Genomic DNA, 23,709 nt, shown 5'->3' with positions numbered 1-23,709 from the left:
AAACGAGAAAACCATGAAGAGCTACCATGCAGATGAACGTGGGTATTATGGAGAGTTTGGGGGTGCTTATATTCCCGAAATGCTCTACCCCAATTGCGAAGAGCTTCGGCAAAATTATATCCAAATAATGCAGGAACCTTCCTTTAAGGAAGAATTCCAACAGTTACTTAAAGATTACGTCGGAAGGCCTACCCCACTTTATTTTGCCAAACGACTATCCGAAAAATATAACACCAAAATTTATCTCAAAAGAGAAGACCTGTGTCATACCGGTGCCCATAAAGTAAACAACACCATCGGGCAAATTTTGATGGCCAAAAAACTGGGTAAAAACAGGATTATTGCAGAAACGGGGGCAGGTCAGCATGGTGTGGCCACTGCTACCGTTTGTGCCCTAATGGGTATTGAGTGCGTGGTATATATGGGGGAAATAGATATTGCCCGCCAAGCACCAAACGTGGCCCGTATGAAAATGTTGGGTGCAGAGGTAAGGCCGGCCACATCGGGTAGTAAAACTTTGAAAGATGCCACCAACGAAGCCATCCGCGATTGGATAAACAATCCTGTGGACACCCATTACATCATAGGCTCCGTAGTTGGTCCACATCCATATCCTGACATGGTTGCCAGGTTTCAATCGGTAATTTCCGAGGAAATCAAAAACCAACTCCAAGAAAAAGAAGGGCGAGAAAACCCTGATTATGTGGTGGCCTGTGTTGGAGGAGGAAGTAATGCTGCTGGGGCCTTCTATCATTATTTGGATACTCCCGAAGTGGGAATTATTGCCGTGGAAGCTGCAGGAAAAGGCATTGATTCGGGTGAAAGTGCCGCTACCTCCGCTTTAGGTAAAATCGGGATAATCCATGGCAGTAAAACATTGTTGATGCAGACCCAAGATGGACAGATTACGGAACCCTATTCCATTTCGGCAGGTTTGGATTACCCCGGTGTAGGGCCCATGCATGCACATTTGTATGCTTCCGGAAGAGGTGAATTTATTTCCATAACGGATGATGATGCCATGAATGCAGGTCTGGAGCTCTGCAAATTGGAAGGAATCATTCCCGCCATTGAATCCTCCCATGCCTTGGCCATTTTTGAGGATAGAAAATTCAATCCAGATGATGTGGTGGTGGTCAACCTATCCGGACGTGGTGATAAAGATTTACAGAACTATATTGATTATTTTAAATTATAGATGCCAGAGATCGGTCTCAAAACTCATGTCTCACATCTCAAATCTAGATTTATGAACAGAATCAAACAAAAATTACAAGAGGATAAAAAAATCCTATCCATATATTTTTCAGCAGGATACCCTAACTTGAACGATACCGTACAAATCATTCAAGACTTGGAAAAAAGCGATGTTGACCTCATCGAAATTGGGTTGCCATTCAGCGACCCTTTGGCCGACGGCCCCACCATACAGGCCAGCTCCACCGCAGCCTTAAAAAATGGGATGAACACTGCCCTACTTTTTGAACAATTAGAAGATATTAGAAAAACAGTTTCCATTCCATTGATTTTGATGGGATATTTTAACCCCGTACTCCAATATGGCGTGGAGGAATTTTGTGCCAAATGTGAAGAAATAGGTATTGATGGCATCATTCTCCCAGATTTACCATTGGATGTTTATCAAGAAGAGTACGAAGCCATTTTCAAAAAACATGGGCTGATCAACGTCTTTTTGATCACTCCACAAACCAGTGACGAACGTATCAAAGCTATTGACAGTGCTTCCGATGGATTTATCTACATGGTGAGTTCTGCAAGTACTACTGGGGCAAAACAAGGTTTTGGCAACGAACAATCAGACTATTTTGAACGGATTGCCCATATGAACCTGAACAACCCACAAATAGTTGGTTTTGGAATCAGCAATGCGGACACTTTTGAGCAGGCGACCCAAAAAGCCAAAGGTGCCATCATCGGTTCCGCCTTCATCAAACATTTAACAGAAAATGGAGTTGATGGTATTGGTGACTTTGTGAAGCAAATTCGTTAAATTTCAGCTTTTAAAATCAACATTGATTTATCCCATGAAAAAAGCACTCTCCTTAGTTTCCCTATTCCTGACTTTTTCTCTTTTTGCTCAAGATGATGTGGCTGTTAAATCACAAGTGGCCGACGCCATTAACGAGATCCGGGAATTTATTGCCATTCCCAACGATGCTTTGGATGCTGCGGATATCGACCGTAACATTATGTGGTTAAAGCGTAAATTTGGTGATAGAGGCTTCAACACCGCCGTTTTGGAAACGGAAGGACTTCCCTTATTTTTTGCAGCTACCCCTGTCAGCAGTGAAAAACCTACAGTGCTTATTTATATGCATTTTGATGGGCAATCGGTGGACCCATCCAAATGGGACCAACCCAACCCCTATCAAGTGGTACTGAAAGCCCCTAAAGATGATGGTTTTGAAACCGTTTCTTTTGATGAACTGGATGATGACATCAATTATGATTGGCGCCTTTTCGGACGATCTACTTCGGATGACAAATCACCCATTGTGATGTTTTTAAATGCCATTGATTTACTGAAACAAGATGGCAAAGTGGTTCCTTTCAATATAAAAGTGATTTTAGATAGTGAGGAAGAAAGAAGCAGCAAACCATTACCAGCTGCAGTAAAACAATATCGCGAGCTGTTGGAATCCGATTTTTTAATGATTATTGATGGACCCGTTCATGCTTCAGAAAACCCAACAGTGGTTTATGGATGTCGGGGAATCACTACGCTGACCCTTACAACTTACGGCCCCATCAAACCTCAACATAGTGGACATTATGGCAACTATGCGCCAAACCCAGGGTTTCAATTGGCACAATTAGTGGCCACTATGAAAGATACTGAGGGTAAAGTGACCATTCCAGGCTATTATGATGGCATAACCATTGACGAAAACACCGATTCTATTTTAAAAAGTGTTCCAGATAGTGATGAGGCCATTGCCGAGAAACTGCAATTTAAAACTGCTGAAAAGGTAGGTGGTTATTATCAAGAAGCTTTACAATACCCATCCTTGAATATTCGTGGATTGAGTTCAGGTTGGGTGGGTGACAAGGCACGGACCATTGTTCCAGAGAGTGCCACTGCCGAATTGGATTTGAGATTGGTCGTTGAAAGTGATGGAACCCGCCTTAAAAACTTGGTAAAAGAACATATAGCCAAACAAGGATACAAAGTATTGGACCACGTACCTTCCAAAGAAGAGCGTACGCAGTTTGACAAAATTGTGACCGTTACCGAAGGTAGTGTTACCGATGCATTCCGAACCGAATTGGACAATCCTTATGGCGAATTTATTGTGAACACGTTGAGCAAGAGTTTTGGTGAAGAGGTTATTCAGATACGTACCATGGGTGGAACCGTACCAATTTCACCCTTTATCAACGAGTTGAAGATTCCTGCATTTATTGTTCCCGTGGTAAATCCGGACAACAACCAGCACAGTCCCAACGAGAATATCAAAATAGGCCAGTTAGCCTATGGGATTAAGGCATTTTATAGAATTCTTTCTTCGGAAATGGACTAAAAAAACTCCCGATACTGCATTACCCTATAATCAAGTGTATTGAATTCAGGGTTTTTACTTTTTAAATCTTTGTAGGCTTGCAAACTGCCCACGGCTCGGTTGGCAGCTCCCGAAGGTGCGGTCAAAGAAACGGTTTTGATTGTTCTAAACTCCTCGACTCCGCTCAAAGCAACAGGCAATTCCAACTGATGGATTCTCGGTACTTCATTAGAAACAACTTCCAACTTCAACCCATGTCTTTTCAACTGTCTGCGAAAGAAATATTCAGGTCCGTTTTTACTGTTGCCTCCAGTGAACAACAGTGTTTGGATGTTAGGATATTTCTGCAAGTATCCCACCAAATCCCGAAGCACCACATTTTGCATGCCCAAATCCGAAGCATCGATTTTTTCGCGCTCGGCACTTTGGACAATATCGCACACTCCTATTTTGTTTTCAATCAAAAAGCGCTTTCGTTGTTCCACCGCTTCGTTTGTTGTTTCGAACTTTAGGCCTAAATCAAATATTCTATCCAAAATAGGCCAAAGCATACCATTACTACTACCGTAACAGAAATCTACATCTTGCGGTTTCAGCTCTCCCGTGGTAAAACGTGGTGGCGGCAAGGTGCCAACAATCAATTTTGTAGCCTCTGACAGCAAAAAGGGTTCGTATGGATGTATGTGCTTAAATAATTTCACTCCCACACCTTATCTATGCCGAGTTTCTACTTGCATTGATATTACCGTATAGTGACCTGGTCACTATTTTTTCATAGAGTTCTTTAAACTCCGAATTTTGGGTGATGTGGTACAAGGCGTTTTGTTGAATCACTAATAATGGCAAAACAATTTTTTCTCTGATTTTCACCGACTCCCTTGAAACAGCTTCGTCTTCCATCAAAATTTTAAGACTGGAAATCTGCAACAGCATTTTTTTTGACAATTGGAATTCATCGTGCAAAATGTTCCAGAAATCTCCAAATTCAGGGTCTTCCTTCATATAACTGGTCAAATCAAAATTGGTTTTGGCCAAGGACATCATACTGTTCAGCATTAGCGCTTTAAAGAAAGGCACTTCTTTGTAGAGCTTTTTCACCTCGTTCAATCGTCCTTCCTCTTGTAACTGCTGAATAGCGGAACCCAATCCAAAATACCCGGGAACGTTCTGCTTTAACTGGCTCCATGAGCCAACAAATGAAATGGCACGAAGGTCGGACAGGGTCAACTGTTTTTTGTTTCCTCTTTTTCCTGGTCTACTACCAATATTGGCCTTGGTATAATATTTTAAGGTACTTCTATTTTCAAGGTATGGAATAAACTTATCGTGTTGTTTTAGCTTATCATACTTTTCAAAACTTAGTTCTGAGAGTTCTTCAATAAGTTTACGCTGCGTTGCGGAAATTTTATGTTCTTTTCCAAAAAGGTTATTACTGAGGCCTGCGGTAAGCAACTGTTCGGAATTGTGAATGAACTGTTCCTTGGTACCGTAGGTGCTGGTAATAGTCTGTCCTTGTATGGTGAGTTGTATCTCATGGTTGGCCACATCCTTGGTCTGGGCCGCATAAAATTTATGGGTTTTACCTCCTCCTCTTGCCGGTGGTCCTCCCCTACCGTCAAAGAAAATGGCACTGATACCATTTTTCTTGCTGACTTTGCTCAAAGTTTCCTTGGTTTTGAGAATGGACCAATTGGCTTTTAAATAACCTCCGTCTTTGGTTCCATCAGAAAAACCAAGCATTATGGTGTGGATATCTCTCCTTTTTTCCAGATGTTGTCTGTATTGTGGAATATCGAACAAGGTCTGCATCACTTCTTCTGAAGCGTCCATACCATTCATGGTCTCGAACAATGGCACTATGTCAAAAGTGATTTCTTTATCGTCCCAACCACACCACCTAAACAATCCAAATACGAATAAAACGGAGAATATATCCTCCGAATTACTAATGATGTACCGGTTGCATCCGTCTTCACCATTTGTAGCTTGAATCGTTTTTAGGTTTTGAATATTGACGATGGTATCTTTCACAATATCATCATCAAAATCCTTAGGGTTCAGTTTAAAATCTTCTTGAAGCAACAATTGCACCAATTGCTTTTCTTTAAGTTCATCGATACTTTCGTTGATGATTCCTTGTTTTTTTAGCACGGTTTCCACGACCATTTTGTGCTTGCTATGATCTTGGCGAATATCCAGAGTTGCAAAATGAGTTTTAAAAATATGGACCTTATCTATAAACTGATCTAGTTCATCCAAATACAACCCATGATAATTTGCTATCAATTTTTCTCGTACCACACTCAAATGCTCAATAATTCCTTCATAGGAAATTGGGGCATTGGAATCAAACATGGCATTATACAATTTTCCGCTCAACTCATTAAGGTCGCCCTGCATTCCCTTAAAAGTCAGTTTTTTGCGAAGATTCTTTAATTCGTTGTAGTAGCATTTCATTAAAGTCAACCTCAATTCATCTGCCACTTGTTTGGTGATGTCCGCAGTTACGAATGGATTTCCATCGCGGTCACCACCGGGCCAAAATCCAAGCTTCATCAAATTATAATTCTCAAACTTCTCGTCCCTGATATTGCTTTTTACATATTGGTATAGTTCACCAACGGCATCATAATAGGTATTTCTGAGAATGTAAATTATATTTTTCGCTTCATCCAAAGGTGTTGGCTTTTTTGCGTTTATCAAGGATGTCAATCCCAATTGTTGGAGGGTCACATCTATATCATGGATCTTATCTTCATCAATAAGTGAACGAAGTTCGGATATAATATCCAGGACAGCTGGCGTGTAGAATTGTGTAGGATGCGCTGTTAAAACGATACGAGCACTAAAGGTTGACAGTTTTTTGGACACTTTGTCCCAATTTTTGGTTCGGTTGACCAATTCAAAATAATCCTTAATGGTAAGGGAACTACTATATTCCTGAAGTTTTGGAAAGGCTGAATCTTCCACACTGTCATATAATACTACTTGACGTTCCACATATTGAACTATACGGAACATAAAATCCAAGCGTTCCCTTTCGTCTTTAATATCCACAAAATTGGTAAAGAACACTTCCAAAATCTCTTGGGGCTCTTTGCCTGCCTTAAGTCCTTTCTCACATTGATCGAGCAATAGCGGGATAAGAATCCCCACATTTTCCACATTCTTGTAGGGCAAGCTCAGGAAAAGGCTGTTATAGATATTAAATTTATTGGTAACCGATTTTTTAAACTCTTCTAACCGTTTAGTCTGCTGCATGAATTTTTAATAAGTTGATGTTATAAAACAGAATACTCACAAAACTCGTGAATAACGTATAACCTCTAGATTAAGTTAATCGAAATAATCCAAGGCGTCTGATTTTTAATGCAAACCACACACCTTACCCACATAACTTAAAGATTACTTTGGTTTTTACCAAAGTTTTTATCGGATGAATACGGGTTCGTTCTGCTTAACCGTATGCTCTTCACTAAATAGATACCCATCGCAATCAAAATTCTTGATATCATCCAACGTTTCAGCGTCTTTATCAATAATATACCGAACCATGGAACCACGTGCCTTTTTAGCGAAAAAGCTTATCACTTTTAACTTATCGTTCTTCCAATCTTTAAAAATTGGTGCAATAACCGGCACTTTAAGATTTTTGGCATCTATAGCACTAAAATATTCGTTGCTGGCCAAGTTTATGAACAGTTCGTTCTCTTTAAGCTCATTGTTTAAATGGTCGGTAAGTTGTTTTTTCCAAAATTCGTAGAGATTCTTTTTTCTACCCACCTTTAGTTGGGTACCCATTTCCAACCGATAGGGCTGCATTAAGTCCAAAGGTTTCAGTACCCCATAAAGCCCCGATAGGATTCTGAGGGTATCCTGTAACCTGTCTAATTTATCTTCTGGGATGGAATATGCATCTAGGCCTTGGTACACATCACCATTAAAGGCATATACCGCAGGGCGGGCATTATCTGCAGTAAAGGGTAATGAAAATTGTTGGTTCCGTTCCCAATTTAACTCAGCCAGTTTATCGGAAATGGACATCAAATCAGATAACGACTTGGGCTTCTTCTTTTTTAAAACTGAATTCAACTTTTCCGCTTGTTCCAAAAAGTTTGGCTGACTGAATTTTGATGTTGGCAATGCCGTTTCAAAATCCAGTGACTTGGCAGGTGATATGACAATTTTCATTTTCTTTTAATTTTAAGTAAAAATAACAAGGATTTTACTTTTTTGGAAAAGTATGCCAATGGTGTTTTCAATATAAGGATTGAAGAAAACTATGATTCGTTATGCTTGGCATAGCCACGCCATTTCGCAATGCAATTCACCATATCCTCTGGCAATTCAGAATCAAATTGCATCATTTTTCCTGTAACAGGATGCACAAAACCCAGTGTCTTGGCATGTAGTGCTTGTCTTGGCAATACTTTAAAAGCGTTTTCCACAAATTGTTTGTACTTGGTAAAAGTGGTTCCCTTTAGGATTTTTTCTCCGCCATAGCGTTCATCGTTAAAGAGTGTATGCCCAATATATTTCATGTGAACCCTAATTTGGTGTGTCCGTCCGGTTTCCAACTTACAGGAAACCAAAGTTACATACCCAAACCGCTCCAATACTTTGTAATGGGTCACTGCTTCTTTGCCCTCGTCGCCTTCTGGAAAAACCATCATCTGAAGACGGTTCTTTGGGTTTCTGGCAATATGCCCTTCAACGGTTCCTTCCTCCTCTTCCACATTGCCCCAAACCAAGGCAACGTATTCCCGTTCACTGCTCTTATCAAAAAATTGCTTGGCCAAATGCGTCATTGCAGATTCTGTTTTGGCAATTACCAACAATCCGGAAGTATCCTTATCAATACGATGCACCAAACCAGGCCTGTTAGAACTGTTATTGGGTAAGTTATCAAAATGATAGACCAGTGCATTGATCAATGTCCCTGAGTAATTCCCATGCCCTGGGTGCACCACCATACCTGCAGGTTTGTTCACAACCAAAAGCACATCATCTTCATAGATAATATCCAAGGGAATATTTTCTGGTGTCAACAAAAACTCGTAGGGCGGATGCTCGAACATTACCTTTACCTCATCCCCAGCCTTAACCTTGTAATTTTGTTTTACAATGGAACCATTCACCCAAATATGGCCTTTTTTAGCTGCTTGTTGAATCTTGTTCCGAGTTGCGTTCTCTATAAAATTCATCAAGAACTTATCTACTCGCAAAGGTTCTTGACCTTTGGAAGCTACAAAACCATGATGCTCATAAAGCTCATCTTGTGATAACTCATCTGAATTGTCTGAAGTACTCATGTTTATTGGGAATCTGCCTTGACCCTAGCACTACCGGGAATGGTGCCATTTCCACATATCAACTCCACTTTGGAGGTTTTGGGCAATCGATCGCCTGGCTTTACATATTTCCCTTTAAATTTCATATTGTAAACCATATCCTTGCCCAACTCGTCAATATAAGTAACGCGTTCCACATCTAAACCTACGGCTCTTAACATGGATGTTGCATTACGTTGGGTTACCTGTATAATATCCGGTACACTGACTTTTTTATAACCCGATGGGTTTACCGTAAAATATATTTTACGGTTAGCCTTTACCTTATTGCCTGCAGGTGGATTTTGTTCCAATATGGAAAATCTTGGATAATCTGGATTATAATTGGAAGAATCCAATACTTGATATCGAAGCCCTGTTTCCTCAACTGTCTTTCGCATCTCCATAACCGACATTTTTGAAAAATCCGGTACCTCGACAAATTCACCGTGATTGGTTGTACTCTTGAGCCATTGCAGGGCAACAAACACCAAAACCAAAATAGCCACTAAAGCCAATCCCAGTTGGATCAATAAAGTCTTGCTCTTTAAAAAGTTGAAAAAATTCTTCATGTATTTCACCTTAATGGGACAAATATAGGAAAGCCAACCCTTTTTTCTTTATTTTGGCTTTGCGATATTTTACAAGTCAATGAAAAAGAACATTGCCATTATTATGGGCGGCTATTCCAGCGAGCACCATATTTCCATTAAAAGTGGAAATGTGGTATATAAATATCTGGATACAAAGAAGTACAATGCGTATAGAATAGTGATCACCAAAGAAAAATGGTTTTACCTTGATGATGCAAATATGGAGCACCTCTTGCAAAAATCAGATTTCAGTATTAAAATCAATGGTAAAAAGGTGCTTTTTGACTGTATATTCAACGCCATCCATGGAACTCCAGGTGAAGATGGTCTAATGCAAGCCTATTTTGAACTATTGAAAATCCCTCAAACCTCGTGTAATCATTACGAGGCAGCGCTCACCTTTAACAAACGTGATCTTTTGAGCGCACTGAAACCCTATGGAATCCTGTGCGCCACATCTTATTTTTTAAACAAAGGGCAAAAGATTGATGAAGAAGCGATCATAAACAAGGTTGGCCTTCCTTGCTTTGTAAAAGCGAACAGGGCAGGCAGTAGCTACGGAATCTCCAAAGTCCACAAACAAGAAGATTTAAATGCCGCCATAACCAATGCTTTAAAGGAGGATAATCAAATCATCATCGAGTCATTTTTGGACGGAACGGAGGTTTCCGTAGGAGTGATTACACATAATAAAGAAGTAACCGTGTTGCCGGTGACTGAAATTATTTCGGAAAACGATTTTTTTGATTTTGAGGCCAAATACATGGGAAAATCCCAAGAAATAACACCAGCCCGGATTTCCGAAACACAAGAGTCCAAGGTAAAAGAAATGGCAAAATATATTTATAAAGTTTTGGGTTTAAAAGGGTATTCGAGAAGTGAGTTCATTTTTATCGGTGACGAGCCTTACCTTCTTGAAGTAAACACAACTCCCGGCCTAACAGAAGAAAGCCTATTACCACAACAGGCCAAAACGGCAGGAATTACCCTTTCAGAACTTTTTGACACTGCCATTGTTGAAGCTTTGCGATAGAAACCGTATTTTTAAAAAACTTTATTCCATAACATGAGACGTGCATTGTTCCCAGGATCTTTTGACCCACTTACTTTAGGCCATTATGATATTATAAAAAGAGGCGTGACCCTGTTCGATGAATTGGTTATTGCCATTGGGGTAAATGCGGAAAAACAATACATGTTCTCTTTAGAGGATCGCATCGACTTTATTAAAGAAGCTTTTAAAGACGAACCTAAGATTAAAGTAACTACATATAAGGGAATGACAGTAGACTTTTGCAAAAAAATTGATGCAAATTTTATTTTAAGGGGATTGCGAAATCCCGCCGATTTTGAGTTTGAAAAAGCTATTGCCCATACCAATCGTAGGCTTTCCGAAATTGAAACGGTTTTTCTCTTAACATCTTCTGGCAAGTCCTATATAAGCTCTTCTATTGTCCGTGATGTAATTAGAAATGGTGGAGACTACACCGGCTTAGTCCCAGATACTGTAAGTGTAAAATAAATCAGCAACAATTAGCATTTTAAATATATTATAGGTATTTTCCTACTTTGTAAAATTATAACAAACCATTATCAATTGGTTAAATACAACAGTTCCTATGGTTTTCACAACAATAAATCTGTAAGGTGATTTGATAGTTATAGTTTGGTCAGATATTTCTTAGAAGTGTAACGTTTTTTAAACAACCCCGAGTTTGAAATCCTTAGAGAGAGTCAATCAATTTTACTTACTAAAACAGTTGCCGAAGGCAACCGCACTTCTATGTAAGAAAGGAATTTTGCTCGATGCATCCTGCTCCTGGTTGGGTATTTTTAGTTTGCCACCACAAAATGAAACTATCGACACCAAAGTGTTTCAGTTATACCCAGAAATTTCTAACCTCAAAAAAAAACTTAAAGAACAAAAGCCGTTCACCGTCCATCACAAAATAGAGAATACCCGGGAAACCCGCCATTTTAAGAGTTATTTCGCACCTTGGTTTGATGAAAAAGAAAATGTGATCGGGACTATAATCCAGACCGACGACATCACCTCTGAAGTTGAAAAAGAAGAACAGCTAAACTGGCTAACCAATGTATTGGAAACCAAAGTTGAAGTATCCAAAACTGGCTGGTGGGAATATAGCGTAGAGAAAGATGAGCTTTTATGGTGCAAGGAAACCAAACGAATACATCAAGTTCCAGATTGTTACGAACCCACCACCATTGAAGCGATTGATTTTTACAAGATAGGCTATTGTCAAAATAAAGTTTCCATGCTTTTTCACAAAGCTATTGCCAACCATCAACCGTACGACACCAAGGTTATGTTGGTTACATTTACCGGTGAGGAAAGATGGGTGCGCATAACTGGAAAACCTTTTGTAAAGGATGGAAAAATTAGCAAAGTATTCGGGACAATCAAGGACATTCACGATAAAGAAATAGCCGAAACCAGGGTAAAAGAACACCAGCAACTACTTTCAACCTTGGTAGATAGTCTACCGTTAAATGTTTATGTGAAAGACTTGGAGTCCAGAAAGGTGTTGGTTAACAAGGGGGAATGCAATTACTTCAGCAAAAATGCGGATGAACTTATTGGTAAGAGCGATTTCGACCTATACAAGGATAAGGAAGCACAAATATCGAGGAATGAGGATATCCAGGTCATGAAACACCTTACCCCTATGATAGGGAAGGAGACCGTAAGTAAACTTAATGGGAAAACAACTTATTTTCTAACTTCAAAAATCCCATATTTTGATTTGGAAGGAAAAGTATGCGGCCTTATCGGGATGAGTTTGGACATCACTTCACTGAAAAAGAAGGAAGAACAATTACGAAACCTGATTACAGTTACTTCTAGACAAAACCAAAAACTTATCAGTTTTGCACACATTGTTTCACATAATCTAAGGTCCCATTCTGCCAATTTTTCAATGCTTCTTGAGTTTTTGAAGGCTGAAAAGGATATGGAGGAGCGCAAGCAAATTATTACAATGCTCAACCGCGCATCGGACAACCTATTGGAAACCATGGAAAACCTAAACCAAGTGGTGGACATAAATACCAAATCTCCGGAAATCAAAAAACCTATTGACCTTAAATATACTATTTCCCAGGCTTTGTACAATCTATCCGATTATTTGAAAAGCAACGATGCCCAAATCATAAACAATGTTGCTGAAAACATTGAGGTTAGCTGTGTACCTTCTTATTTGGACAGTATTATTGGAAACCTTATTTCCAATGCTGTCAAATATAAGAACCCTGATAGAACACCAATTATCACCATCAATGCCATAAAATCAAAAGAAAAATTGCTACTAAGCATTTCCGACAACGGAATGGGAATAGATTTAAATAAACACGGTGACAAAATTTTTGGCATGTACAAAACATTCCATAAAAGAAAAGGCGCAAAAGGTTTTGGTCTCTACCTTATAAAAAACCAAATAGAGGCCATGGGAGGAAGTATAACAGTGCAGAGTGAAGTTGACAAAGGCACTACATTTAACGTGTATTTTAATGAAGAAAATTAGCTGTATTTTTATTGTGGATGATGATCCCATCACTGTATTTGGCATCAAAAAAATGTTGAATTCTGCTACCAGCTGTGACGATATACAAATTTTTCAAAATGGTCTTGAGGCATTCCATGCAATTAAAGATAGGCAAGCAAAAGGAATGAATATGCCAGAGGTGATATTTCTTGACATCAACATGCCGATAATGGACGGTTGGGATTTTCTCGATGAACTGATTTCCCTTGATATAAAGAAACAAATCATTATAAATTTAATTACCTCATCCATTGATCCTTTGGATTATGAAAAATGGAACACCTTTAAAGATAAGTGTCCACATCCACTCAAGTTTAAGAACAAGCCCATTTTTAAAATTGAAACCAACGATCTTGTTTGCATGGATGTAGCCTCTTAAATTATTTTATTCTGTATTTTTGGTACTGCCAGGCACATGTTTTTGTGCAAACTAAAGTTCCTAAGATATTTTGAAGCATATCATTTTTATTACAGCCTTGATCATTTTCATATCCTGTGACTCCGAAACACAAGATGAAAAATCCTCATATCCGACCAAATATGAACAATCGGACGGTAAAGAAACAGCTACCTATCAGCAAACCATTGATTATTACATTACCCTTGCCCGAGACTTTCCGGAAATCAATATTCGCACCATCGGTAAAACCGACAGTGGCTACCCACTGCACACAATAACATTTAATCCTGATGCTGATTTTAACTATGAAAATATTCGTAAGGAAAAATCCATCATACTTATAAACAATGGTATTCACCCAGGTGAAAGCGATGGTATAGATGCCACCATGATGCTTTACAGGGATTTGGCCACAGGCAAAGTGGATATGCCCAAAAATACGGTATTGGTAACCATTCCAATATATAACATAGGTGGTGCGCACAATAGGAACTCCACTACACGGACCAACCAAAATGGTCCTTTGGAATATGGCTTTAGAGGAAATGCGCGCAATTATGATCTTAACCGGGATTTCATAAAAATGGATACCCAAAATGCTAAGACGTTCGCTCAAATTTTCCACATCGTGAAACCTGATGTATTCGTTGACAACCATGTTAGCAATGGAGCAGATTACCAATATATTCTAACCCATCTTTTTACCCAGCACAATAAATTGGGTGGAAAATTGGGCGCATACCTGCACAACACCTTAATGCCGGGTCTTGAAAGTTCATTGATTCAAAAAGAATGGGATATTACGCCTTATGTAAATGTATTTAATGTGTCTCCAGAAATGGGTTTCAGCCAATTCATGGACCACCCAAGATATTCTACCGGCTATACAACCCTTTGGAGTACTTTGGGCCTTATGGTAGAAACCCACATGCTTAAACCATACAAACAACGTGTCGAGGGAACCTACGAACTAATGCGCAGCCTGATCGAGGTAGTTGAAGTTGAGCATGACAATATTACTTCCTTACGAAAAGAAACACTTGCAAATAATTTAAATCTTTCTGAATATTACTTTAACTGGAAAGTGGACACTACTCAAAGCTCTGTACTCAATTTTAAGGGTTACGAAGCGGAAAAAATCACAAGCCAAGTAACCGGGCTTCCAAGAATAAAATATAACCGTGACAAGCCTTTTACCAAAGAAACAATATACCAAGATTATTTTTACCCCGCAGATACTGTTGAAGTGCCGGAAGCTTACATTGTAAAACGAAGCTGGAAAAAAGTAATCGAACGTTTGGATGCCAATAAAATTCAGTATTCGCCTATAAAAAAAGACACTATTGTATCTGTAGAAGCATATAAAATAAAGGATTTTGACACCAGGACCACACCTTACGAGGGGCATTACCTCCATTCCAACACCCAGGTGGAGAAAAGCATAAAAGAAGTCCCTTTAGAAATAGGTGATCTTTTGGTGCCTACCCATCAACCAGGAATTAGGTATCTCATGGAAACGCTGGAGCCACAAGGTGTAGACTCATTCTTTAATTGGAATTTTTTTGATACCGTATTACAGCGTAAAGAAGGTTTCTCCCCCTATGTTTTTGAAGATGTTGCACTGGAAATGCTAAAAAACGATTCTATATTGTTAAAAGAGTTTAAAACACGAAAAGAATCCGACCTTAATTTTGCCAATAACTGGTATGCACAATTAAATTGGATTTTTGAGCGCTCCGAACATTTTGAAGATGCCTATCGCACCTACCCCATTTTCAGGATAGCAAAAAATAGCAGTGCCTCAGGTTTGCTTCCTAATTAAATGGCCAATCCTCGAACAAAATTTTAACGTTATGGTAAGAGTTCTTTAAAGCCTTTTTGGTTTTTTTAGGCCCTTTCCATTTTACTCTTTTGATGCCTTCAGATTTTTCTGCCACCAATTTCCCTTTGTAATCGGTCGACATAACAAACCAATGTGTTTGCTTTAAGCGATACTCCCCATTTCTTTTAAATATATGATAGGTAGTATGAAGAAACCTATCGATTATAAGGTTCTTCACCCCGGTCTCTTCCTCCACCTCACGAATCGCCGCACGCTCTATAGATTCCCCTTTGTCAACTTTTCCTTTGGGCAAATCCCATTTTCCATTTCTATAAATAAAGAGGACTTTCCCTTTTTTATTTATCACAAATCCGCCCCCAGCAACCACCACGGGAATCTTGTGCATAAAAAGCTTTAGTATTTTTTCCTCATCAGGATGGTACAGATATGCTTTATCCAGTTTCTTTTTGGACAATAGTCGAATAGCCTCAACAATAGAATCACCATCCAAAGAAAACAAATTGTCATCGGAATCCTGGGGTCTCTTGTTTGTTAAAATCAGTGGGGCCTCATTAACAAAAACTTCATACATTTGCGCAATGGTTTTAGATAAGGGAATCGCAAAAAAAACAGCCGAGCTGTTATTACAAATTAATGCAATAAAGTTGGAACCTGAAAATCCTTTTACATGGGCTTCTGGTTGGAAATCTCCAATTTATTGTGACAACAGGATTATGCTTTCTTACCCCATGGTCAGGAATTTTGTGCGGGAAGAAATAGCCAAACAAGTGGAAAAGCTTTACGGAAAGCCGGATGTGATCGCCGGAGTCGCTACTGGGGCCATCGGAATCGGTATCTTGGTTGCCGAAGCACTTGGACTACCTTTCGTATATGTAAGGCCAAAGCCTAAAGAACATGGCAGACAAAACCAGATTGAAGGATATTTTGAGCCAGGGCAAAGTGTGGTAGTGATCGAAGATTTGATTAGTACCGGTAACAGCAGTTTAAATGCTGTAAAGGCTTTAAAGGAGGAACAAGCGGACATCAAAGGAATGATTGCTATTTTTACATATGGGTTTCCTGTATCTACGGAAAATTTTAAAAAACAAGACGTAGAACTGCACACCTTGTCCGATTACGAGAACCTAATTGAGCAGGCTTCTGACACCAATTACATAAAAGAATCCCAATTACAAACATTATTAGAGTGGAAATCCAATCCACAAGAATGGAAATAATACTATACAATGCACATTGAATCTCCAAAAAAGAAAGTAGCTAAAAGCAACAAGGAAGTGTTTGATTTCCTGTCCGACATCAAAAACTTTGAAACCTTAATGCCCGACAATATTGATAAATTTGAAGTGTTGGACGAAAACACCTTCAAGTTTGCACTAAAAGGTATGCCGGAAATTGTATTGAGACTCAAGGAACAGCACCCTCACGAAAAAGTGATCTTAGGGGCAGCAAGTGATAAGCTACCATTTACATTAACCGCCGATATCACACGTTTGGGAGAAAATGATAGTGAGGTAGGATTGAGCTTTGAAGGCGAATTCAATGCTATGATGGCCATGATGATTAAAACACCTATTACCAATTTTATTGGAACCCTATCCAACAACATGGACAAAATAGGTCAATAAAGCAAGGTAATCTCTTTCAAATCAAACTCCTTGAACACCTTATCCTCCAATTCGACCACCAGTTTGCCCGATGGCGATACGTTGCGAATGTAACCCATGAAATTATTATCTAAAGGGTCTCTAAAAGTTGATGGTTTATCTTTTCTAAAAAGCATGCTTTCGTAGGCTGGCACCAATTGGGCAACCGTGTTGGCCTCAATACTTTCCAAATAAAACCTTAGCCGCTCCAAAATCTTGTGAAGAAGTTCATCAAGATTAAAATGTTGACCAGTTATTTTCTTTAGGGAAGAAGCCTTGCCCAATGCTTCAAAGTCGGTTTGGTTAACATTTAAGCCAATCCCAATGATGGAATGATTTATAAAAGGCCCTTTTAACACATTTTCGATTAAAATACCACAAACTTTCATTGAACCTGACATTATGTCGTTGGGCCATTTCACTTTGACATTCGGTAAAAAACATTCAGATAACACATCACAAATCCCCAATGAAATAGCGATATTTAAAACAAACTGATGTTGGACATGCAGACTATCAAATTTTTTCAACACACTGAACGTAAGGTTTTTACCTTTGTCAGACTGCCAAACAGTCCCCATTTGCCCCCTGCCTTTGAGCTGTTCATCGGTAACCACAACGGTATATTCCGATGGATTTTCGGATTGCAACAATCCCCTTAAATATAAATTTGTGGAGTCCGTGGCATCAAGTTTGAGTATTTGAAAATGTTTTCCCAATGATGTAAGCCTTTATGAATTGTTAAAAACTAGGGCTAAGAAAACAAAAAAAACATAACTTTGTAAAAAACTAAAATTTTTGAATGCAGAAAACGAAAGCTAGCGCAGATGAATTGATTGCCTTAATATTAGAAGGAATAGAAGACGTTAAGGGTGTTGATATCAATCTACTGGACCTTAGAGGAATCGAAAATACAGTTTGCGACTACTTCATTATCTGCAACGGTACTTCCAACACGCATGTAAACGCAATTGTTTCTTCCATCCAAAAAAAGGTAAGCAAAGCCATACACGACAAACCATGGCATATAGAAGGCTCAGAAAATGCCGAATGGGTGTTAATGGATTATGTCAATGTTGTAGTGCATGTATTTCAAAAACACATTAGGGAATTCTATGATATTGAAGGACTTTGGGGAGATGCCAAGGTTACTATGGTAGAAAGCAGTTACAATTCTTAAGAAAAAATGGCAAAAGAAAACAATCCAAATAATACCCCGAAAAAGCCACGTTTTAACTCGTGGTGGATATATGGTGTGGTAATCGCATTAATTATTGGCTTCCAATTTTTTGGTGGAAGTAGTTTTTCAAGTACGGAAAAAACCACAACATCCGAATTACAGGAATTTTTACGCAATGGCGACATTTCCAAAATCGTCATCATTACAAACACACGTCAAGCCAAGGTATTCCTCACCGAAGAAGCATTGGCCAAAGATGTGCACAAAGGTGTAGCCGAAAAACCGCTACTACCTTCATCCGGTTTGGTTCCCCAATATATCCTTGATTATGGTGATCTGCAGATTTTTCAAAATGAAATCACAGAGATCAAAAAAGAGAACAATCTGGATACCATCGTGGAATTTGACACGGAATCCAACGTAATCGGCGAAATATTTCTGACATTACTCCCTTTTGCGCTAATTATTGGTATTTGGATATACCTTATGCGCAGAATGTCCGGAGGGGCTGGAGGTGGAGCAGGTGGCCAAATTTTCAATATTGGAAAAAGCAAGGCCAAACTGTTCGATGAAAAAACAGATACACGTACATCCTTTAAAGATGTTGCCGGTTTGGAAGGAGCCAAAGAAGAAGTTCAAGAAATTGTTGAGTTTCTTAAAAATCCTGACAAATACACATCATTAGGTGGTAAGATACCTAAAGGAGCACTATTGGTAGGACCTCCCGGTACAGGTAAAACCTTATTGGCAAAAGCCGTTGCAGGTGAGGCCAAAGTTCCATTTTTCTCACTATCTGGTTCGGATTTTGTTGAAATGTTCGTAGGTGTAGGAGCATCAAGGGTAAGGGACTTGTTCAAGCAAGCAAAAGATAAATCCCCTGCCATTATTTTTATTGATGAGATAGATGCCATTGGCCGCGCAAGAGGTAAAAACAACTTTACTGGTTCCAATGATGAAAGGGAAAACACCCTTAATCAATTGTTGACAGAAATGGATGGTTTTGGCACAAACACCAATGTAATTGTACTTGCGGCGACCAACCGTGCCGACGTATTGGACAAAGCATTGATGCGAGCAGGACGTTTTGACCGTCAAATCTATGTGGATCTACCAGATTTGAACGAAAGAAAAGAAATTTTCGAAGTACACCTAAGACCTATAAAAACCGCAGAGACCTTGGACCTTGACTTCTTGGCCAAACAAACCCCAGGTTTCTCAGGGGCAGACATTGCAAATGTTTGTAACGAAGCTGCTCTTATCGCCGCCCGTAAAGAAAAGAAAGCAGTAACGAAGCAAGACTTTTTGGACGCTGTTGACAGAATTGTCGGAGGATTGGAAAAGAAAAACAAGATCATCACACCAGATGAAAAGAAAACCATTGCATTCCACGAAGCAGGCCATGCTACAGTAAGTTGGATGCTGGAACATGCCGCCCCATTGGTAAAGGTTACAATTGTTCCGCGTGGTCAATCATTGGGAGCTGCTTGGTATTTACCGGAAGAACGCTTAATCGTTCGACCAGAACAAATGTTGGACGAAATGTGTGCCACTATGGGAGGTAGAGCAGCGGAAAAAGTAATGTTTGGAAAAATCTCCACAGGTGCATTGAGTGATTTGGAAAAAGTCACCAAACAAGCGCGTGCCATGGTAACCATTTATGGTCTTAATGAGCAATTGGGGAACATTACCTATTACGATTCTTCAGGACAGAACGAATATGGTTTCACCAAACCATATAGTGAAGAAACAGCTCAGAAAATAGACCAAGAGATATCTAAAATTATAGAAAAAGAATACCACAGGGCTATTAGATTATTAGAAGACAATAAAGATAAACTTACCGAATTAGCGGAAAGGCTATTGGATAAAGAAGTTATCTTTAAGGACGATCTAGAAAAGATTTTTGGTCAAAGACCCTTTGAGAAAGAAGAAGAAGAATTAGAGCCTGTCAAATAAGAACTATAAAAAAGTTTTGTTGATTCGTTAGAATAGAACACAATGCCATAAATGGGAGTTTTTAAAAAACTTTTCGGAGGAGGAAAAAAGGTTTCTAAAGAAACTACGGAAACCCGTGGCGATCATATGCCAGATTTAAAAATTCCTGTGGATGAAAAGTTTACCATCTATTTTAAAAAAAATGGTGGAAAATTTATTTACTGTGAGGACTTTTCCGAAGTTTCAGAAGCACTGAAAAATATTATTTCGGAAAATGATTGGAAACACCACCTTTTTTATTCAATGGACCCAAGACTGGAAACTCGGTTTTCGACAGAAAACCTTCAATTTACCAATACTCGTGGCGAAAGTGATATTTTTTTTACTACCTGTGAGCATTTGGTGGCCCATAACGGTTCTATTTTAGTTTGTTCCAATCAAATCAAAGAAAAAAAATTGGACGAACTTCCATCCAACCTAGTGGTATTTGCCACGACAAGCCAATTGGTGGATTCTATTAGTGAAGCTTTAAAAGTTATCAAAGAGAGATATCAAGGAAACATTCCAAACAATATTACCACATTAAAACATTTTCAACCCACTGCCGAAAATAAGGATGATTTTCTTTCCTATGGAAGTGCATCAAAAAATGTATATCTTTTACTTCTAGAAGATTTCTAAATACATGAGAGAAATTTTAAGACGCTCCCTAACAGGAGTAATTTATGTGGTACTTCTATTGGGCGCAGTCTTTTTGAGTTCAGATGCATTCGACTTTCTTTTCATGGCCTTTGGATTGGCCTGTCTTTACGAATTTAAAAGAATCGTAAAGCTTAAAGGGTACTATGTATTCGTAGCCTATTTGGCTTTATGGTGGATATTCATTTATTTAACAAACGATAGCGTAGCAATAAATTTGTTAATGATTTGCACCATTACAGTGGATTTGGCCCTGCTGATGTTCCTTTTTTCAAAAAAGCGAAGACAGTTTACCAACTTCCAAAAATTTATTATCGCACTTTTCTATATTGGTGGCGGATGTATTTTTTTAACCATGATACCCTATAAGCAAGATAGTTTTGCTCAATTTCTGATTATGGGAATCTTTATTTTGATATGGGTCAATGACACTTTTGCCTATTTGGTCGGCCGAACTTTAGGGCGTACAAAATTATTTCCTTCAGTTTCACCAAAAAAAACCATTGAAGGTTCTGCAGGAGGTCTTATTTTTGCATTATTGGCCGCTTATTTTTTATCGTGGCACGAAACAAGGCTTTCCTTGACAGAGTGGATGGTAATGGCATGTTTAATTGTGGTCGCAGGAAGTTTGGGTGATCTATTGGAATCTAAATTTAAACGAATGGCCGGGGTTAAGGATAGCGGAGCTATATTACCCGGACATGGCGGAATTTGGGACCGATTGGATAGCTTGGTATTTGCTGCACCTTTTGCATATTTGATTTTAAATATATTCTCCAATGTTTCATAAAGAGGGGCAAAAAATTATAATTACCACTTTTTTCTTGGTGGTTGCAGCTGTTTTAGCCGCACAATATTACATTGATGTGGAATGGATTCGGTATGTAGTGCAGATTGCCGCACTTTTCGTTTTAATAGCCATACTTCAATTTTTTAGAAACCCCAAAAGATTGGTGACTCCCAATTTTGATGAAATATTGGCGCCAGCCGACGGCAAAATAGTGGTTATCGAAGAAGTGGAGGAAACCGAATATTTTAAAGAAAAAAGAAAGCAGGTATCCATATTTATGTCCCCGACCAATGTACATGTGACCCGCTATCCTGCGAGTGGTACCGTAACCTATTCCAAATACCATCCTGGAAAATATTTAGTGGCATGGCATCCAAAATCCAGTACCGAAAATGAACGCACCACGATAATTCTCCACACACCTAAATTCGGTGAAATTGGATATAGACAAATCGCTGGGGCAATGGCTCGTAGAATTGTAAATTATGCAGAAGAGGGCGAGCAAGTGACCCAAGGGGAGGATGCAGGCTTTATAAAATTTGGCTCACGAATAGACTTGTTATTGCCACTTGATTGTGACATTACCGTTGAATTGAACCAAAAAGTTGTTGGTGCGCTTACGTGCATTGCTTCTGTAAGACCATTGGATGATCAGTGAAGACCTGCATAAAAGATTTAACGACGCCGTTAACTTTGTTAACGACTATACCGACCCGCTACCGGCAGATCTGTTACTGAAACTATACGCCTATTTTAAGATTGCCAATAAAAATTTTGACAATCCCGGAAGCAGAACCCCCCTTATCAATGCATTTAAGGCTAACGCATTGTTTCAGGCCAAACGAATAAGCGTCGAAGAAGCTATGGAAAAATATGTTGCACTGGTAGAGAAAGAGTTAAAATCAAACTAGGACGCCAAATCTGGTGTTGCAAAAGACTTCTCGAAATAGGTGAAGTAAATTCCCCCGAAAACAGTACTAAGCAAATATATTGCTACGATATATTTCCCTAATAAAAAGTAGTCATTTATGCCAAACCAGTCATTGGTGAAATAAATCAACGCCAACCCACTCAAACCTCTGATCACTTCAATCCAAACCGCATACTTTTTGCCATCCATTAGTGTGGTGTATCCAAAAATACCCAGAAAAATAAAAGCTCCGAACAATAGCAGGCCATCAAAACCTATTTCTTGGTAATTATAGAACATAAATAACATTAAAAAAGTAGTTGCAACTAACTGAAAGAGCGAATAGGCCTTTAGCAAAGTGGATGCTTCAGGCCGATACTTCTTAAAACCATAAACATTCTCAATAATTGTAACAGGGTATTTTTCAATTACATCCGGTGGCCGCCAACCCGTGGGCATAAACCATATCCGTACTTTGTCCCAATAATTTTTGGTTCTCCAAGCATCCTTGATCAAACGCCACAAATGTTGAAAATTTATAATGATGGGGTTCCATGTATTTACAGGTTTAAGTACACCATACTGTGGTGGGACCTCATCCAATTCTTCCTGAAACGTACCGAACATTCGATCCCATACACAAAAAATCTGGCCGAGATTCTTATCTATATACTCAGTATTAATGGCATGGTGGACACGATGTTGTGAAGGTGTAACGATTACATATTCCAAAACCCCCAATTTACCTATATGCTGGGTATGGTACCAAAATTGGGCAAATAAGTGTATCGGTGCCAATACGGCAATTACTTTATCAGGAACTCCTAAAAGTGCAGCTGGAATCAACAAAAGAGCATAATACCCCAATAAATTGGATATAGGTTGACGCAGGGCACATGCCAAATTGAATTCTTCACTACTATGGTGGATTACATGCTGATTCCAGAAAAAATTGATATGATGACTCAATCGGTGATTCCAATATCCAGCAAAATCCAATGCAATAAATGCCACCACCCAGACCAGCCAAGTTGCCCTTATTTCAATCAGCGCCAAATATTCCAATAAAAGAGGGTAACTTACCAGTATCACCACAAGGCCCAGTGAATCCTTTACCACATTGGTTAATCCAGAGCTTAGACTGCTCACGGTATCCATCAGATTGTGTTTCTGATCTTTTACAAAACGCCCGTAAAGTATTTCAATAAGTACAAGGCCGATAAAAAATGGTGTAGCATATAACAATGCCGTTGCATACGATTCCATTTCAAAAAAATTAAATGTTGCTCGATACAAGAATGG

24 protein-coding genes are annotated in these 23,709 nt (G+C 39.0%); 16 read left to right on the top strand and 8 right to left on the bottom strand.

The window, feature by feature from the left end:
• Positions 1-13: 13 nt before the first annotated feature.
• Genes trpB through MWU56_RS14790 form a run of 3 tightly spaced genes read left to right on the top strand, consistent with a single transcriptional unit; the run spans position 14 to position 3,542 of the window.
• Positions 14-1,198, top strand: coding sequence for a tryptophan synthase subunit beta (trpB, locus tag MWU56_RS14800; protein WP_247045675.1), 1,185 nt, complete (start codon positions 14-16; stop codon positions 1,196-1,198).
• Positions 1,199-1,249: 51 nt separating this feature from the next.
• Complete coding sequence (gene trpA, locus MWU56_RS14795) at positions 1,250-2,011, top strand: tryptophan synthase subunit alpha (RefSeq protein ID WP_247045674.1); 762 nt, start codon at positions 1,250-1,252, stop codon at positions 2,009-2,011.
• Between the two features lie 34 nt (positions 2,012-2,045).
• Positions 2,046-3,542, top strand: a complete 1,497-nt coding sequence (locus tag MWU56_RS14790) for a M20/M25/M40 family metallo-hydrolase (protein ID WP_247045672.1) — start codon at positions 2,046-2,048, stop codon at positions 3,540-3,542.
• On the opposite strand, the gene MWU56_RS14785 is transcribed toward MWU56_RS14790, so the two are convergent.
• The 5 genes from MWU56_RS14785 to MWU56_RS14765 all read right to left on the bottom strand — a co-directional run bounded on the left by MWU56_RS14785 (position 3,539) and on the right by MWU56_RS14765 (position 9,423).
• Positions 3,539-4,228 carry a uracil-DNA glycosylase family protein gene (locus MWU56_RS14785; RefSeq protein ID WP_247045670.1) on the bottom strand — a complete coding sequence of 230 codons (690 nt, stop codon included), beginning with the start codon at positions 4,226-4,228 and terminating at the stop codon, positions 3,539-3,541. The genes MWU56_RS14790 and MWU56_RS14785 overlap by 4 nt on opposite strands.
• Positions 4,229-4,235: 7 nt before the next feature.
• Positions 4,236-6,782 carry a phosphoenolpyruvate carboxylase gene (locus MWU56_RS14780; protein WP_247045667.1) on the bottom strand — a complete coding sequence of 849 codons (2,547 nt, stop codon included), beginning with the start codon at positions 6,780-6,782 and terminating at the stop codon, positions 4,236-4,238.
• 168 nt (positions 6,783-6,950) lie between these two features.
• Complete coding sequence (gene yaaA / locus MWU56_RS14775; RefSeq protein WP_247045666.1) at positions 6,951-7,712, bottom strand: peroxide stress protein YaaA; 762 nt, start codon at positions 7,710-7,712, stop codon at positions 6,951-6,953.
• Between the two features lie 89 nt (positions 7,713-7,801).
• Positions 7,802-8,833, bottom strand: a complete 1,032-nt coding sequence (locus MWU56_RS14770; protein WP_247045664.1) for an RluA family pseudouridine synthase — start codon at positions 8,831-8,833, stop codon at positions 7,802-7,804.
• Between the two features lie 2 nt (positions 8,834-8,835).
• Positions 8,836-9,423: a PASTA domain-containing protein gene (locus tag MWU56_RS14765; protein WP_247045662.1), complete on the bottom strand. Its 588-nt coding sequence runs from the start codon at positions 9,421-9,423 to the stop codon at positions 8,836-8,838.
• A gap of 79 nt (positions 9,424-9,502) precedes the next feature.
• On the opposite strand from MWU56_RS14765, the gene MWU56_RS14760 reads away from it, so the two are divergent.
• From MWU56_RS14760 to MWU56_RS14740, 5 genes are all read left to right on the top strand, one after another.
• Entirely contained in the window at positions 9,503-10,477 is a 975-nt protein-coding gene (locus MWU56_RS14760; RefSeq protein WP_247045660.1) for a D-alanine--D-alanine ligase, read from the top strand.
• Positions 10,478-10,510: 33 nt separating this feature from the next.
• The gene (gene coaD / locus MWU56_RS14755) at positions 10,511-10,966 is read left to right on the top strand and encodes a pantetheine-phosphate adenylyltransferase (protein WP_247045658.1); all 456 of its coding nucleotides are present in this window, start codon (positions 10,511-10,513) and stop codon (positions 10,964-10,966) included.
• A 193-nt stretch (positions 10,967-11,159) separates the two neighbouring features.
• Positions 11,160-12,986 carry a PAS domain-containing protein gene (locus MWU56_RS14750; protein ID WP_247045656.1) on the top strand — a complete coding sequence of 609 codons (1,827 nt, stop codon included), beginning with the start codon at positions 11,160-11,162 and terminating at the stop codon, positions 12,984-12,986.
• Entirely contained in the window at positions 12,973-13,386 is a 414-nt protein-coding gene (locus tag MWU56_RS14745) for a response regulator (RefSeq protein ID WP_247045654.1), read from the top strand. Before MWU56_RS14750 ends, MWU56_RS14745 begins: the two co-directional genes overlap by 14 nt.
• A gap of 70 nt (positions 13,387-13,456) precedes the next feature.
• The gene (locus tag MWU56_RS14740; protein WP_247045652.1) at positions 13,457-15,229 is read left to right on the top strand and encodes a M14 family metallopeptidase; all 1,773 of its coding nucleotides are present in this window, start codon (positions 13,457-13,459) and stop codon (positions 15,227-15,229) included.
• Here the strand turns inward: MWU56_RS14740 and MWU56_RS14735 are convergent.
• Complete coding sequence (locus MWU56_RS14735; RefSeq protein ID WP_247045650.1) at positions 15,222-15,821, bottom strand: NUDIX hydrolase; 600 nt, start codon at positions 15,819-15,821, stop codon at positions 15,222-15,224. The two genes, MWU56_RS14740 and MWU56_RS14735, sit on opposite strands and share 8 nt — an antisense overlap.
• Before the next feature lie 7 nt (positions 15,822-15,828).
• Here MWU56_RS14735 and pyrE point away from each other — a divergent pair, with 7 nt between their 5' ends.
• Complete coding sequence (gene pyrE, locus MWU56_RS14730; RefSeq protein WP_247045648.1) at positions 15,829-16,467, top strand: orotate phosphoribosyltransferase; 639 nt, start codon at positions 15,829-15,831, stop codon at positions 16,465-16,467.
• 9 nt (positions 16,468-16,476) lie between these two features.
• Complete coding sequence (locus tag MWU56_RS14725; protein ID WP_247045646.1) at positions 16,477-16,875, top strand: SRPBCC family protein; 399 nt, start codon at positions 16,477-16,479, stop codon at positions 16,873-16,875.
• Here the strand turns inward: MWU56_RS14725 and MWU56_RS14720 are convergent.
• Entirely contained in the window at positions 16,869-17,612 is a 744-nt protein-coding gene (locus MWU56_RS14720; protein WP_247045644.1) for a biotin--[acetyl-CoA-carboxylase] ligase, read from the bottom strand. The genes MWU56_RS14725 and MWU56_RS14720 overlap by 7 nt on opposite strands.
• Before the next feature lie 83 nt (positions 17,613-17,695).
• Between MWU56_RS14720 and rsfS the strand changes: the two genes are divergently transcribed.
• From rsfS to MWU56_RS14690, 6 genes are read left to right on the top strand one after another with little or no spacing between them, the layout of a single operon-like run.
• Entirely contained in the window at positions 17,696-18,073 is a 378-nt protein-coding gene (gene rsfS / locus MWU56_RS14715; RefSeq protein WP_247045642.1) for a ribosome silencing factor, read from the top strand.
• A 6-nt stretch (positions 18,074-18,079) separates the two neighbouring features.
• A complete protein-coding gene (gene ftsH / locus MWU56_RS14710; RefSeq protein ID WP_247045640.1) occupies positions 18,080-20,029 on the top strand; it encodes an ATP-dependent zinc metalloprotease FtsH in 1,950 nt (649 codons plus the stop codon).
• Between the two features lie 51 nt (positions 20,030-20,080).
• Positions 20,081-20,689 (top strand): LUD domain-containing protein, encoded by a 609-nt coding sequence (locus tag MWU56_RS14705; RefSeq protein ID WP_247045638.1) that lies wholly within the window; start codon positions 20,081-20,083, stop codon positions 20,687-20,689.
• Positions 20,690-20,693: 4 nt separating this feature from the next.
• A complete protein-coding gene (locus tag MWU56_RS14700) occupies positions 20,694-21,497 on the top strand; it encodes a phosphatidate cytidylyltransferase (RefSeq protein ID WP_247045636.1) in 804 nt (267 codons plus the stop codon).
• Positions 21,487-22,155 carry a phosphatidylserine decarboxylase family protein gene (locus tag MWU56_RS14695; RefSeq protein ID WP_247045634.1) on the top strand — a complete coding sequence of 223 codons (669 nt, stop codon included), beginning with the start codon at positions 21,487-21,489 and terminating at the stop codon, positions 22,153-22,155. The genes MWU56_RS14700 and MWU56_RS14695 overlap by 11 nt, the downstream gene beginning before the upstream one ends.
• Positions 22,145-22,408, top strand: coding sequence for an acyl-CoA-binding protein (locus MWU56_RS14690; RefSeq protein WP_247045632.1), 264 nt, complete (start codon positions 22,145-22,147; stop codon positions 22,406-22,408). Before MWU56_RS14695 ends, MWU56_RS14690 begins: the two co-directional genes overlap by 11 nt.
• Here MWU56_RS14690 and MWU56_RS14685 read toward each other — a convergent pair.
• Positions 22,405-23,673 (bottom strand): sterol desaturase family protein, encoded by a 1,269-nt coding sequence (locus MWU56_RS14685; protein WP_247045631.1) that lies wholly within the window; start codon positions 23,671-23,673, stop codon positions 22,405-22,407. The two genes, MWU56_RS14690 and MWU56_RS14685, sit on opposite strands and share 4 nt — an antisense overlap.
• Positions 23,674-23,709 lie beyond the last annotated feature (36 nt).

Origin of the sequence: Allomuricauda sp. F6463D (genome assembly GCF_023015965.1) — a bacterium.
Lineage (GTDB): Bacteria > Bacteroidota > Bacteroidia > Flavobacteriales > Flavobacteriaceae > Flagellimonas.
Note: the sequence above shows the minus strand (reverse complement) of the source record. Positions and strands in the feature narration are given on the sequence as shown.

What these genes read in the sequence shown, in the direction of transcription:
- trpB (WP_247045675.1), top strand. Translation starts at nt 14, where the DNA reads ATGAAGAGCTACCATGCAGATGAACGTGGGTATTATGGAGAGTTTGGG.
- trpA (WP_247045674.1), top strand. Translation starts at nt 1,250, where the DNA reads ATGAACAGAATCAAACAAAAATTACAAGAGGATAAAAAAATCCTATCC.
- MWU56_RS14790 (WP_247045672.1), top strand. Translation starts at nt 2,046, where the DNA reads ATGAAAAAAGCACTCTCCTTAGTTTCCCTATTCCTGACTTTTTCTCTT.
- MWU56_RS14780 (WP_247045667.1), bottom strand. Translation starts at nt 6,782, where the DNA reads ATGCAGCAGACTAAACGGTTAGAAGAGTTTAAAAAATCGGTTACCAAT.
- yaaA (WP_247045666.1), bottom strand. Translation starts at nt 7,712, where the DNA reads ATGAAAATTGTCATATCACCTGCCAAGTCACTGGATTTTGAAACGGCA.
- MWU56_RS14770 (WP_247045664.1), bottom strand. Translation starts at nt 8,833, where the DNA reads ATGAGTACTTCAGACAATTCAGATGAGTTATCACAAGATGAGCTTTAT.
- MWU56_RS14765 (WP_247045662.1), bottom strand. Translation starts at nt 9,423, where the DNA reads ATGAAGAATTTTTTCAACTTTTTAAAGAGCAAGACTTTATTGATCCAA.
- MWU56_RS14760 (WP_247045660.1), top strand. Translation starts at nt 9,503, where the DNA reads ATGAAAAAGAACATTGCCATTATTATGGGCGGCTATTCCAGCGAGCAC.
- coaD (WP_247045658.1), top strand. Translation starts at nt 10,511, where the DNA reads ATGAGACGTGCATTGTTCCCAGGATCTTTTGACCCACTTACTTTAGGC.
- MWU56_RS14745 (WP_247045654.1), top strand. Translation starts at nt 12,973, where the DNA reads ATGAAGAAAATTAGCTGTATTTTTATTGTGGATGATGATCCCATCACT.
- MWU56_RS14735 (WP_247045650.1), bottom strand. Translation starts at nt 15,821, where the DNA reads ATGTATGAAGTTTTTGTTAATGAGGCCCCACTGATTTTAACAAACAAG.
- pyrE (WP_247045648.1), top strand. Translation starts at nt 15,829, where the DNA reads ATGGTTTTAGATAAGGGAATCGCAAAAAAAACAGCCGAGCTGTTATTA.
- MWU56_RS14725 (WP_247045646.1), top strand. Translation starts at nt 16,477, where the DNA reads ATGCACATTGAATCTCCAAAAAAGAAAGTAGCTAAAAGCAACAAGGAA.
- rsfS (WP_247045642.1), top strand. Translation starts at nt 17,696, where the DNA reads ATGCAGAAAACGAAAGCTAGCGCAGATGAATTGATTGCCTTAATATTA.
- ftsH (WP_247045640.1), top strand. Translation starts at nt 18,080, where the DNA reads ATGGCAAAAGAAAACAATCCAAATAATACCCCGAAAAAGCCACGTTTT.
- MWU56_RS14705 (WP_247045638.1), top strand. Translation starts at nt 20,081, where the DNA reads ATGGGAGTTTTTAAAAAACTTTTCGGAGGAGGAAAAAAGGTTTCTAAA.
- MWU56_RS14700 (WP_247045636.1), top strand. Translation starts at nt 20,694, where the DNA reads ATGAGAGAAATTTTAAGACGCTCCCTAACAGGAGTAATTTATGTGGTA.
- MWU56_RS14695 (WP_247045634.1), top strand. Translation starts at nt 21,487, where the DNA reads ATGTTTCATAAAGAGGGGCAAAAAATTATAATTACCACTTTTTTCTTG.
- MWU56_RS14690 (WP_247045632.1), top strand. Translation starts at nt 22,145, where the DNA reads ATGATCAGTGAAGACCTGCATAAAAGATTTAACGACGCCGTTAACTTT.
- MWU56_RS14685 (WP_247045631.1), bottom strand. Translation starts at nt 23,673, where the DNA reads ATGGAATCGTATGCAACGGCATTGTTATATGCTACACCATTTTTTATC.